The following is a 12440-nucleotide window of genomic DNA, read 5'->3' on the forward strand; positions in this document are numbered from 1 at the left end:
CAAGGTTACGCCCGGTGCGGAGTACGACCGTGCCGTGATGCAGTTTCTCGTTCGCACTGTCGGTGAGGGAAATGCCTTCCGGTGTTCGTAGGCGCGGCCCTGCAAGCGATACTGATCGGGCGGCGCGGGGCAGGCGCGAACCGCCCGCGGCACGCCGCCTGCCGCGCAGCACTAAAATCGACACACTCCCGACCGAGCGCAAGTACGTCACTATCGTGCGCGCCGATCTGCACAGGTCGACCGACCTAGTCGTCAATCTCGAGCTCGAGGAGGCGATTGACCGGCTGTCCCCTGCCTTGGAGGAAATGCGCGCGGCGATCCATGCCTATGGCGGCATCATCTACCGCGAACTGGGCGACGGCATGTTTGCAATGTTCGGGGCGCCGCTCGCCGACGACCTGCACGCGGTGATGGGTTGTCTCGCAGCGATCGACCTGCTGCAGCGGATCGAGGCACTGGATGACGCGTTGATGAAGGTGCGCGTCGGGGTGCATTCCGGCCAGGTCATCGCAGGACCGCGACGGCTCGATCTCGGCAGCAACTATGAGCTCGACGGACTTCCCCTGATCATGGCCGAGCGGCTGCAGTCGGTCGCCGAGCCGGGCCAGGCGCTGGCCTCGGCCACGACCCGATCACTCTCACACGGCTACATCCGCTTTGGACCCGCCGTGCCGTACAGCCTGAAAGGCTTTCCTGCGGCCGTGCCGCTGCACGTTGTGAAGGGCATTGCCGCGCTTTCGAAATGGGGAGCATCCGCCACGCGCTCCACCGCGCGCTTTGTCGGCCGCGAGAGCGAAGCGCGGCAATTGCTCGGGCTATCCGAGCGTGCCCGGGGCCGAGGCTTATGCGTGGCGATCGTCGGCGAAGCCGGCGTGGGCAAGTCGCGCCTGGCCCGTGAATTCATCGGCACCCTGCGAAGCCGTCAGTGGCAGGTGAATGCTGCTGAGTGCAGCCCAATCCTGGGCGGAGCTCCGTTTTCGCTGCTGAAGGCGGTTCTTGCGGAAATAGCGGCGGCGCTCGGCGCGAGCGCGCTCGAACAGTTGCAGGGCAGCCTGCCAGCAGCACAGTCAGCAGCGCTCCAGGTCATGCTGCGGTCAGGCAGCGAGGTCGATCATCCGGAATGGACGGCCCTGCCCCCACGGGGGCGAAGCCGGGCAATTGTGGCGGCGACGCTCGCCCTCTTCGAGCAGCGGGCGAAAGCCGGCCCGACCGTCATACTGCTCGAGGATCTGCAATGGGCGGACGATGCAAGCACGGCAGCGCTGCGGGGCGTGCTCTCGATCGCAAGTCAGTATCCCCTGCTGATCTTGGCGACCGCGCGCAGCGATGGGCTGCCCCGCTGGTTCGCGGACGCGGCCGCGCAGACACTGCGGCTCCCTCCCCTTGGCGAGGCCAGCGGACTTGCAATGCTCGATGAACTGCTGGGCCCGTCGCCGGCGCTCTCCGGGCTGAAGCAGCGGATACTGGAACACACCGGACACATGCCACTGTTCATCGAAGAGGTGTGCCGCAGACTGCAGGAAACCGGCTCGCTGAAAAGCGAGCCGGGCCCCTCCGAGGCAACCGTGGCGGTCGAACTCGGCGTGCCGCTCACCGTACAGGGCGTCATCGCCAGCCGGATCGACCGCCTTGCCCCGCCCGCGAAACGCATGTTGCAGGTCGCGGCGGCGATTGGCCCGCAGGTGCCGGCCTGGCTGGTGCGATCGGTTGCCGCACTATCGGAAGCCGCTTTCCGCCACGCGCTGGCAGCACTCTCCGGCGCGGCCATGTTGGTCGCCGCATCGGGCCCAGCGCATTCCGCGACGGACGACGCGGCGTTCGCGCACGAACTGATCCGGCAGGTTGCCTATGACGCGGTGACGGGCCCCGAAAGGATCGCGTTACACGGCCGGATTCTCGCGGCGCTCGAAGCCGCGCATGATGACGGCTCCTCTCGCCTCGCCGCAATGGCCTACCATGCACGAATGGCGCAGGACTGGGCCAAGGCCGCCGACTACGCTACGAAAATCGCCCGCCAAAGTTTCGCCCAGGCGGCGCTCCTCGATGCCACGCGAAACTACGAAACCTCCATGCAGGCGATAGACCACCTGCCGATGTCGGTCGCGCGTGAGGCAAAGGCGATCGATCTGCGCATCGAGGCGCGGCTTGCCTACGCCAACATCGGCAAGGTGTCACGCTGGCTGGATCTTGCGAAAGAGGCAGAGGAGCGCTCGGCGGCGATCGGCGACGACACGCGAGGAGTCGTTGCGTCCGCCGTGCGCGCGGCCGCGCTGAACTTCTGCGGCGCGCCGGACGACGCGCTCGAGGCCGGAACGCAGGCGCTTGCCCGCGCAGAGCGCTGCGCCAACCCGGGCTGGGTCGCATATGCCGAGTATGGCCTCGGCCAGGCCTGCTATGTTGCTGGCCGTTACCGCGAAGCAGTCGACCATCTCAGGCGCGGCCATCAGGGCTTTGCCGTGGAAGGCGCAACGCCGCCGATGGGCGGCAGCGGGACCCAGGCCGGCCTGCTCTGCTGCATGATGGCGGTGCTTTGCCAGGTTGCCATGGGAGACGAAGCCGCGGCGGCGGCCGAGCAACAACGCGCTGAAGAGGCCGCGGCGCGCGAAGCGCGGCCTCTCGCTACGATCGCCACAGCCTACAGCCGCGGAGCGCTGCTGCTGCATCAAGGCCGGCTGGTAGAGGCCGAAGACGCACTTGGCGAGGCGCTCGCGCTGGCACGGCGAAACGAGGTCAACCTCTTCATCCCCGTCATTGCTAACGCACGGGGCCTGGCGTTACTGCTCCTCGAGCGGCGCGCCGAGGCGAGAGAAACGCTCGCGCTCGCCTGCGCCGAGGCCGACAATCTCGGGCACCGATCCGCCCGACTGCGCGCCGACGTCTGTCTCGCCCTCGCCGGTGCGCTCGACGCAAAAGCAAGGGGTGGTGCACTGCAGGCCGCGCAGGCTGTCACGCAAGTGGCCCGCCAGCAAGGCTACGATCCGCTGGAGCTGGAAGCGTTGCTGCTCTGTTCGGTGCTGCACCGCCAAGCGGGCGACACGGCCCACGGCGCCCGTTGCGCCGAACAGGCCGAGGAGATCGCAGCTCGCACCGGAGCGCAGGGGACACTGCAGGATTTCACAAGATACCTGGCCCAGCTTCTCGAAGGCGCGACGGGTGATCATCGCGCGGCACGTTGAACGAAGGCTTGATCAGCAGGGGAGTTCAAGAATGGCTAAGGACGGGACCGAGGACAAGAAGGACAAAACTAAGAACGAAACCGCGGATAATTCGTACGTCGATCCAAATCCAAATCTACGTGCCGCGGGCTACGAAGCATATCCGGCCAAATTCTCCTCGAATTTCTTTTCCGCGACCACCGTGGCCAAGAGCGTCAAGAACATCAAGGCGGCCGGGTTCACGCGCGACAGCCTGCTCTGGGGATATTACCAGAAGTACGCGGTGGACGATCCCACCGACCCAAACGAATGGGGCGATGCGACGCTCTACCAGAACTGGGAATCCTCGATCGACGAGGCGCGAGAGGCCCTCCGGAAGATGCCGGTTGATCGCAACCTACCTGGCCCCGATCCCGACAACCCGACCGCGCGCGCAGGCAACGTGCTTGAGCATCTCGACACAGCTGTGCGGATTGCGCTGTTTGACAAGCACCTGCTGAACAACGATCCGATGGATTCCGGCATTGAGATCGAGGTGGTCGTGAAGCCACAGGCGCAGTCGTCTCGGCGCCACAAAATCACGACCACCTGGCGCGAGGAAGCCAGCAATCCCCCGGATCCGAAGTACAAATACGACAGACTGACAATCGTCATGACCTGCCCTTTCGGTGGCTGGATCGGCACCGCGATCTGGAAGTACAACGGTCCAAGCCGCTTCACGAGGTTCACCGCAACCTACACGGTGCCGGACCCTCCAAAGAAGTCGGGGCAGATACTGTTCCTCTTCAACGGGCTAGAGAGCATGCCAGCTCGCGGCCAGATCAAGCCTCCGGCGATCCTGCAGCCGGTGCTGCAGTGGACACAGAAAGACGGTTGGGCGATCCGAAGCTGGTACGTCCCGTCAACCTATACCCCGTCCTTCGACCAGATGCCCGAGCTGGACAGCGAACTAAGCTTCACCAAGCCAGAAAATCCGGCCTGGACCACGGCGACGAAGGTAACGAAGGGCGATGTGCTGACAGGGGTTATCGAGTGGGTGAACAACCAGGCATATCAGTCGAGCTTCTTGCTTGGCGGCAAGACTGTCGCCGCACTGCTTGCGCCCAACATCCTGCCGCTGACCTATCCGGTTTGCGTCATCGAAGCCTATCGCCTCAGTAACAAGCGCGATGACCTTGTCGGTCTGCTGACGATGGACGGCCTTACCCTCTTCCGTGAGGACGTGCCTGGCACGCCTGTCCAAGCCAACTGGGAGGTCGGGACCGAGACCGTGTCAAATGACAAGGTTCACCAGGGGACCGGGAGACTGCAGCTGTACAAGGTCGTCCCCAGTAACAAAAATACAACGCTGACCTTCATCCGGAAGAAAAAATAAGACAGCACCCGAAACCTCATCCATTGCGCGATCGCGCGAGTCCAAGGAGCGTCTCGAATGACGATACAGCAGGATATCCCCTGTGGAGAGTTTACGGAGATCTGTAGAAATCCCAGCAACGCCCCGATCACACTGCAACTGACCATCGACCACAAGTGTGGCGGCGACACGGTGCTGGGCCTGTACGAGATCGGGACCAACAAGCCGGAGGGCAACCCAACGTTTCATTCGGGCCTCAATGTCGTACAGGTGCCCGCCAACCAGTACCTGGTGGCGTCCTGCAACGGTCATGACAGCGACCATTGTGTCGCCAGCTACGACGTAACTTGAGTCACGAGCAAGTGTCGGTGCACAAACTTCGCAGGCCGCGCCGTCGCGACGCATCGCCGCCGGCGCACCTCAGCTGGGCGTTTATCAAAACGAGTGACGCTCGCGAACGGCGTCACCCGAGATGGCTCGGCCGGCGATCAGGACGGCGCGGCGAAGTCGTAGGAGATGCGTCCGGCGGGCAGATAGAACAGCGCGATGACCGCGCCGCCGCGGACCTCGGGATAGTGGCGGCTGCCGGGATCGGGCGCCGTCCAGCCGGGCCCTTGCCAGCCCTGTAGCCCCTTCAGCTCGGCGCCCTTGTTCAGGGGAACGACCAGGTTCAGTTCCCCATAGGGGTGACCGTGATACTGCCCGCGCAGCACGTCATGGTCGTCCTCGTCCTTGAAGCGGCGCGGATCGGTGCTGTTCATGAAGACGGCCGTGATGCTGAACTGGAACGTTTCGGGCGTCGGCTCCAGGATACGGCTGCGCCGGTAGTTGGGACCTTCGACCTCCTGGTTCGCCGCCCAGCCGTCCTCGACACCGAGCTTAATCAGGCGTGCCAGGTCCTGATAGAGCTGGCTGCCCTCGCCGTATTTTTGATTGAGCCACTGCTCCATCTCCGCGCCGGGCGTCATATCCTTGACCTCGCGGAGAAACGGAATGCTGCACTGAATCAACTCGTCTCGGCTTCCCATGGCCTTGTCCTTTCCATTTGGGTTGCACTTTGTTCTTCGAAGCCTGCGAAAGACGCGAATTCAGCGACGTCGGCGCGCGGCATCAGCCTGCTCTGGGCGGCGTTTCTGGCGCGGCCGATCGAGATGCCGCACACCACCATCTGCTCCTCAGGGACCGACAGGAGCGGCCGGAGGATCCGGTGGTATTTCGAGAACGTCTCCTGCGGACAGGACTGCAGCCCGTGGCCTGCCGCGGCCAGCAGCACGTTCTGGACGAACATGCCGAGGTCGAGCCAACTGCCGACCTGCAGGCGCCGGTCGATCGTGACGATCAGCCCGACCGGAGCGCCGAAGAACGCATAGTTCTTGGCGGTCTGGCCGGCTCTGGCTGTGAGATCGGACTGGGCGATGCCGAGCGAGCCGTAGAACAACCGGCCGAACTCCTGCCGTCGCTGCAAATAGGGTTCGGGCAGGTCGGTGGCGTAGTAGCTGTACTCAGACACGTGCTCGTCGCGGGCCGTTTCGTGCGCCTCGCGCAGCGCCGCCGAGACCCGATCCTTGGCTGCGCCCGTCAGCACGTAGACGTGCCAGGGCTGGATGTTGGCGCCGCTGGGCGCAAACCGCGCCACGCGTAGAATCTGCTCGATGGTCCCTCGCCCGACCGGCGCGCTTGAGAAGTCGCGGCACGCAAAACGGCCTGCGATGATCTCGTCGATACGGCTCCGTGCGGCCCCGCCCTCGCCGATCATGGCTTCTTCAGAAGCGAACATCCGCCTTGCTCCATTGGTCGGAAGGCTTCATCCCCCGGAATCGTCGCCAGCAGCTCGTAGTAGTCGAACTTGTATTTGGACTGCTCGGGCGACTTGACGCGAAATAGATACATGTCGCGGACCAGCCGGCCGTCGTCGCGGATCCGGCCATTTCTGGTAATGAAATCGTTCACGGGCATTTCGCGCATCTTGGCGGCGACGGACGGCCCATCCAGCGTACCCGCCGCCTGAACCGCTTTGAGATAATGCATCACCGCGCCATATGTGCCGGCGTGGATCATGGTCGGGACCTTCTGGGTCTTCGCGATGAAGCGCTTCGACCACGCCCGCGTGTCCTCGTTCATGTCCCAGTAGAATGCCGAGCTCAGCATCAGGCCCTGGGCACTCTGGAGGCCGAGACTGTGAATGTCGGCAATGAAGACGAGCAACCCGACCAGCTTCTGCCGCTGCGTGATGCCGAACTCGCCGGCCTGCTTGACGGCATTGATGAAGTCGCCGCCGGTGTCGGCGAGCGCGATCACATCCGCCTTCGAGGACTGCGCCTGGAGCAGGAAGGACGAGAAATCCGGCGTGTTGAGCGGATGTTTCACGGCCCCGGTCACCTTGCCGCCCATGGCGTCGATGACCTTGCGGCTGTCGGCCTCGAGCTGGGCGCCGAGGGAATAATCGACCGAGACGAAGAACCAGGAGCTTGCGCCGAGACGCGACATCGCCCGCGTCGTTCCCTGCGACAGCGCATAGGTGTCGTAGGTCCAGTGAATCCCGGTCGGCGAGCATTCGTCGCCGGTGAGGCGGGATGTGGCGGCGCCGGTGGCGAGGAACAGCTTCTTCTTGTCGCGCGTGATGCCCTGCACGGCCAGCGCGACCGCAGAATTCGGCACGTCGAGAATGACCTCGACGTTTTCATTTTCGAGCCAGCGTCGCGCGATGGTCGCTCCCACATCGGCCTTGTTCTGGTGGTCTCCAGCGACGATCTGGATGCTGCGCCCCAGCACCTGACCGTTGAAGTCGTCGACAGCCATTTGCGCCGCAACCACCGAGCCCTGGCCGCCATTGTCGGCGTAGAGCGAGGACATGTCGGTGAGGACACCGAGCTTCACCGGACCATCCTGCCCAACGGCCGGTGCCGTGAACAGCGCCAGTGCTAGTCCGAAAGCTCCGATCGACATCCCGCAGGATTTCATTACCCGTCTCCTCCAAATCCGGCGCCGGCATCATGACGGGATCGCGCAATTGCAGAAGTGAAACTCTTGCAGAGTGATCCTGAACCGCCTTCAGATTGGTGGTGCGAACGGCCTGGCGTTGCGATCCGGGCGCCCTGCTCGGTTGCGTCGGCTGCACGTATGGCCTTAACTGGAAGCGATCGCAGTAACGCAACGGGCGCGCGATCCGCCTGGAGATGGTGTGCTGCTCGTGGCTGTGTCCTTCAAGACCCTGGACCTGAACCTGCTCAAGGTCTTCGACGCCGTCATGGAGGAGCGCAGCGTGCTGCGGGCAAGCCAGCGTGTTGCGCTCAGTCAATCCGCCGTGAGCCATTCGCTCGCTCGGCTCCGCGAGATGCTGGAAGACGATCTGTTCGTACGCACCGCGACCGGCATGCAGCCGACAGCCCGCGCATTGACGATGGCGCCGCAGGTTCGCGAAGCGCTGCGATCTCTCGAGGCGGCGGTCGAGCAGCCGCGCTTCGTTCCGGCGGCCTCGACCAGACAGTTCACCCTGGCCGCCAACGACTTCACCACGATGGTGCTGGCGTCACCGCTCCTGAAGATACTCAGGCTTGAGGCGCCGGCGATCGACCTGATCATCAAGCCGGTGACACGGATCGACCTCGCCGAGCAGATCGACCTCGGCCGCATCGACGTCGCGATCGGCGTCTTCTCGGATCCGCCGAGCCGCTTCCGGACCTCGCTATTGTTCGAATATGACGACGTGCTGATCGTGGGCGGAAAGCGCAAGCTCGGCCGGATCGACAACGCGGCTCTGGCGCGCATGCCGCTGGTCGTTGTCTCCTTTGGCGGCGAGCAGGAGGGAGCGATCGGAGGCTTCATCTCCGAGCGTGGCCTCGCCAGGCGATCGGAAATGTATGACCGCGCGGCGCTCGAACGGGCCCTGTCCGAAAGCGACCGGCCGCCGCGCATAGCTGTTTCGCTCCCGCATTTCCTTGCCCTGCCCGCCCTGCTCGCGGACTCCGAATTGGCGGCCATCGTTCCGCGTCCATTGGCGCGGGCATTCGGACACGCGCATGCCGTCACGACGTACGAACTGCCTTACGCCACAACCCCGGTCGAGGTCCGACTGTTGTGGCACGAACGTATCGAGGGCGAGCCGTCGCATGACTGGCTTCACGACGTCCTCAGGCGCGCGACCGGGGACCTCAGGCGTGGACGCTAGCTGGAGACGCTCTCAGTTATGGTTCCGTGTTCCATTGAGCCGTCAATTGGGGGCGTACGAGTGGAGGTTGTGCTAGACTGGGCGCCGCAGTCCTGAAGAGGTCAACGATACAAGGCGGTCCCAACCGCCGCTCAAGGGGAGCCCGTCATGCAGGAGAACGCCGCCCGCGCGAGCAGCTCGCGCGCCATTCCATTCGACGTCGCCAAGCTCGACCGTCTCATGGAGGCCGCCGGCCTCGACGTGCTGGTCGTGACCTCCAAGCACAATGTGCAGTACCTGCTGGGCGCCGAGCGCGCGATCTTCTTCGATTACATGGACGCGATGGGCGTCAGCCGCTATTTGCCGGTCCTGGTCTATCCCAGGGGTGCGCCTGATAAGGCGGTCTATATCGGCCACCGCCTGGAGACCCATCAGCGCGCCGTGGCACCGCCGTGGGTGCCGCAGGTGCGGACCGAGTCCAACGGCTCGGTCGACGCCGTGACCCGGGCCGTGGGCCTGATCCGGGATGCCAGCGTGCCCTTGAAGCGGGTCGGAGTCGAGATGGCGTTCCTGCCCATGGACGCAGGAAGGGCGCTCGCCGACGCCCTGCCCGACGCCGAGCTCAAGGACGCGCTGCTGGTGTTGGAGCGGCTTCGCGCGGTCAAGTCGCCAGATGAATTGGCCAAGCTCAAGACGGCGTCCGAGCTCGTCATTGCGTCGATGCTGGAGGTGATCGCCGCGCACGGCCCGGGCACCAGCAAGCAGCAATTGAGCGATGCACTGCGCGTCGCCGAGGCCAATCGCGGCCTGACTTTCGAATATTGCCTGCTCGCCTGCGGCAGCAGCCACAACAGGGCGCCGTCATCGCAGCGCTGGGAGCAAGGCGACGTGCTGTCGCTCGATTCCGGAGGCAATTATCACGGCTATATCGGCGACCTAGCGCGCATGGCCGTGCTGGGCGAGCCCGATGCCGAACTCAGGGACTGTCTGGCCGAGATCGAGGCCGTGCAGCGCGCCGCCTTCGCCGCGGTCCGGCCGGGCGCCATGGGCGGCGACATCTACGTCGCGGCCGAGCGGCAGCTTGCCCGGATCACCCAGCGCGACTGCACCGATTTCCTGGCCCACGGCATGGGCCTCGTCAGCCACGAGGCCCCTCGCCTGACCGCCAAGGGCCCGGTCCCCTACGACGACACCGACGCTCGCCTGCCGCTCGAACCCGGCTTGGTGGTGTCGATCGAGACTACGATGAAGCATCCGAAGCGCGGCTTCATCAAGCTCGAGGACACGGTCGCAGTGACGGCGACGGGATACGAGATCTTTGGCGAAGGCGGCCGCGGGTGGAATCTCGGCGGCAACGCTTTGACCTGATAGCGTTCGGCTGATCCCGACCCGGACCCGATCTACTCTGGCTTGTTCGGGTGGCGTTTACGGCCAGTCGGCAAAATTCAGCGCCGGCCTCGATTGTCCGGCTCTCGCGCGGGCCGCAACGCGGCGGCGCCACACGCCGGGCGCCTCGCCGGTATGCTTGCGAAAGAAGCGGCTGAAATATGCGGTGTCCTTGAAGCCAAGCGCGAATGCGATCTGCTTGACGGCAACGGCGCCGGCCTCGAGCCGTGTCGCGGCTTCCTTGACGACGCGCTGCTGGATCAGCTCGCTCGGTGAACGCTTCAGCTCGCGACTACAGAGTGCGTGCAGGCGATCCGGCGTCATGCCGAGGAGCTTGGCGTAATCGCCGACGCGTAGATGCTGCTGATAGCGTTCCTCGAGCAGCCTACGGAAGCGGCTCAGAATCTCGGCACTGCTGCCCTCCTCGTCCCGGTCGCTGTCGCCGGCGAACAGGCGCCAGAAGCGCAGCACGCAGAGCGTCAGCTCGGCCGACATGATCGATGCCGCACCGCTCCGTGCGGGCGAGGAGATCTCGGCGGCGATCGCCGCGATCGAACGCGCCATCGTGGTCACGAGATCAGGTTCGACGGGAAGCGCCATGATGCCGCCGGCACCTTCGAGCGCGAGATAGGCAGCCTCCGCCGACGGCGGCAGGTAGCGATGCCACACGCCGGCGCGTAGCTGCAGCAGCTCGGCGGTCGCCCCCGCGGACACCTCCAGATACTCGGCGGATCCCGCCGGCAGCCAAACGATCGCGGGGCCGACTAGCGCCATCGTCTTGCCGGCATGGCCAAGCTCGGCGGCGCCGCCGCCGTGGAGACACAGCAGATGAATGAACGGCCGGGCGGCCTTGGACGTCAGCATCCAGCGCCGCCCGGCGTAATGCGATCCGATCAGCTCGGCGCCAACTGGCGCGGCGCCGATCGCTGTGGCGGCTGGCGCCGGATTGGCGCCCGCGACGCCTCGACGCACTTGCCCGTCGCGACCAGAAGCGTCCAATCTTTCGCCGGATCTGTCCATTGTGCGAACAAACCTTGGGGTGCTTGCTAGGTCAAGTCCTGGTCGCGGCCGGCTCAACCAAGCCTTGCCGAAAAGAAATCGGGACCAAGGGGAAACGACCCACTCACACCGCTTGCGAACAATCGCTTGAGTGAAACACGAGGGAGGATCGACATGTATTCGGCGAACCGTCGAACGTTGCTGCGTATCACTGGCTTGGTGGCTTTCGCCACGGCGCTGGGGGCCTTTGCATCCACGGCCGATGCGCAGGAGAAGATCCGGATTGGCTATGCCATTTCCAAGACTGGTCCCTATGCCGGCGGCGCCGGCATCACCACCTTGCCCAACTACGAGCTGTGGGTGAAGGACGTGAATGCCACCGGCGGCATCAAGCTCGGCGACAAGAAGCTCCCGATCGAGGTGGTCGAATACGACGATCGCAGCAGCTCGGAGGAAGCGGTCAAGGCGATCGAGCGTCTCGCCAACCAGGACAAGGTCGATTTCATCCTGTCGCCCTGGAGCACCGGCCTCAACCTTGCGGTCGGACCGACGCTGAACCGCCTCGGCTACCCTCACCTCGCAGTCACCTCGGTGACCGACAAGGCGCCGGAACTCGCCAAGCGCTGGTCGAACGCGACGTTCTGGCTCGGCACGTCGGCGCAGATTTCCGAGGCGCTGGCCGATCTGCTCGGCAAGCTGAAGAGCGACGGCAAGATCGGCGCGAACGTCGCGATGGTCAGCATCGCCGACCAGTTCGGCATCGAGCTGTCCGCCGCCGGCCGCGAGGCCCTGAAGAAGCATGGCTTCACGCTGACTTACGACAAAACCTATCCGATGGGCGCGCAGGATCTTCAGCCGTTGCTGAAGGACGCGATCGCGTCCAACCCGGATGCGTTCATCGCCTTCAGTTATCCGCCCGATACGATCGCGCTGACCGAGCAGGCGCAGCTCCTGAAGTTCAATCCAAAAATCTTCTACGTCGGCGTCGGCACCGCCTTCCCGCTCTACAAGGGCAAGTTCGCCGCCAACAGCGACGGCGTGATGGGCATTGGCGGTTGGAACGCGGACTCGCCACAGCTGAAGGATTATCTGGCGCGCCACAAGGCCGCGACCGGCAAGGAGCCGGATCGCTGGGCGAGCTCGATCACCTATGCGAGCCTCCAGGTGCTCCAGCAGGCGATCGAAAAGGTCGGCAAGGTGGACCGTGCCGCGGTCGCAGCCGAAATCCGCTCGGGCACGTTCGATACCATCATCGGCAAGGTCAAGCTGAAGGATGGGCTGCTTCAGGAGGTGTGGAGCGTCGGCCAATGGCAGAACGGCGAGTTCTACGCGCTCGCGCCCACCTCGCTTCCGGGCGCGCGTGCGCCGGTCGTGCCCAAGGCGCAGTGGCAGTAGGCTT

Annotated in this window: 10 protein-coding genes; 6 read left to right on the forward strand and 4 right to left on the reverse strand. The window is 64.8% G+C overall.

What is annotated here, in order from left to right; translation table 11 throughout:
- Nucleotides 1–71: 71 nt before the first annotated feature.
- The 3 genes from JQ627_RS08615 to JQ627_RS08625 are packed head-to-tail and all read left to right on the forward strand — an operon-like array spanning nt 72 to nt 4860.
- Nucleotides 72–3176, forward strand: coding sequence for an AAA family ATPase (locus JQ627_RS08615; RefSeq protein WP_249142952.1), 3105 nt, complete (start codon nt 72–74; stop codon nt 3174–3176).
- Nucleotides 3177–3207: 31 nt separating this feature from the next.
- Nucleotides 3208–4530, forward strand: coding sequence for a hypothetical protein (locus JQ627_RS08620; RefSeq protein WP_212483759.1), 1323 nt, complete (start codon nt 3208–3210; stop codon nt 4528–4530).
- A 57-nt stretch (nt 4531–4587) separates the two neighbouring features.
- Nucleotides 4588–4860, forward strand: a complete 273-nt coding sequence (locus tag JQ627_RS08625; protein ID WP_212483760.1) for a hypothetical protein — start codon at nt 4588–4590, stop codon at nt 4858–4860.
- Between the two features lie 137 nt (nt 4861–4997).
- Here the strand turns inward: JQ627_RS08625 and JQ627_RS08630 are convergent, their stop codons facing one another.
- The 3 genes from JQ627_RS08630 to JQ627_RS08640 are packed head-to-tail and all read right to left on the reverse strand — an operon-like array spanning nt 4998 to nt 7470.
- Entirely contained in the window at nt 4998–5537 is a 540-nt protein-coding gene (locus JQ627_RS08630) for a DUF4863 family protein (RefSeq protein ID WP_212483761.1), read from the reverse strand.
- Nucleotides 5516–6265, reverse strand: a complete 750-nt coding sequence (locus JQ627_RS08635) for a nitroreductase (protein WP_249142953.1) — start codon at nt 6263–6265, stop codon at nt 5516–5518. Before JQ627_RS08635 ends, JQ627_RS08630 begins: the two co-directional genes overlap by 22 nt.
- The gene (locus tag JQ627_RS08640) at nt 6262–7470 is read right to left on the reverse strand and encodes an ABC transporter substrate-binding protein (RefSeq protein ID WP_212483763.1); all 1209 of its coding nucleotides are present in this window, start codon (nt 7468–7470) and stop codon (nt 6262–6264) included. Before JQ627_RS08640 ends, JQ627_RS08635 begins: the two co-directional genes overlap by 4 nt.
- 220 nt (nt 7471–7690) lie before the next feature.
- Between JQ627_RS08640 and JQ627_RS08645 the strand changes: the two genes are divergently transcribed.
- Complete coding sequence (locus JQ627_RS08645) at nt 7691–8677, forward strand: LysR family transcriptional regulator (RefSeq protein WP_312015746.1); 987 nt, start codon at nt 7691–7693, stop codon at nt 8675–8677.
- A 147-nt stretch (nt 8678–8824) separates the two neighbouring features.
- The gene (locus tag JQ627_RS08650; protein WP_212483764.1) at nt 8825–10024 is read left to right on the forward strand and encodes a Xaa-Pro peptidase family protein; all 1200 of its coding nucleotides are present in this window, start codon (nt 8825–8827) and stop codon (nt 10022–10024) included.
- A gap of 57 nt (nt 10025–10081) precedes the next feature.
- Here the strand turns inward: JQ627_RS08650 and JQ627_RS08655 are convergent, their stop codons facing one another.
- A complete protein-coding gene (locus JQ627_RS08655) occupies nt 10082–11014 on the reverse strand; it encodes a helix-turn-helix domain-containing protein (RefSeq protein ID WP_212483765.1) in 933 nt (310 codons plus the stop codon).
- 201 nt (nt 11015–11215) lie between these two features.
- On the opposite strand from JQ627_RS08655, the gene JQ627_RS08660 reads away from it, so the two are divergent.
- Nucleotides 11216–12436 carry an amino acid ABC transporter substrate-binding protein gene (locus JQ627_RS08660; RefSeq protein ID WP_212483766.1) on the forward strand — a complete coding sequence of 407 codons (1221 nt, stop codon included), beginning with the start codon at nt 11216–11218 and terminating at the stop codon, nt 12434–12436.
- The last annotated feature ends 4 nt before the right edge of the window (nt 12437–12440 follow it).

The organism is Bradyrhizobium liaoningense, from assembly GCF_018130785.1.
GTDB lineage: Bacteria > Pseudomonadota > Alphaproteobacteria > Rhizobiales > Xanthobacteraceae > Bradyrhizobium > Bradyrhizobium liaoningense_A.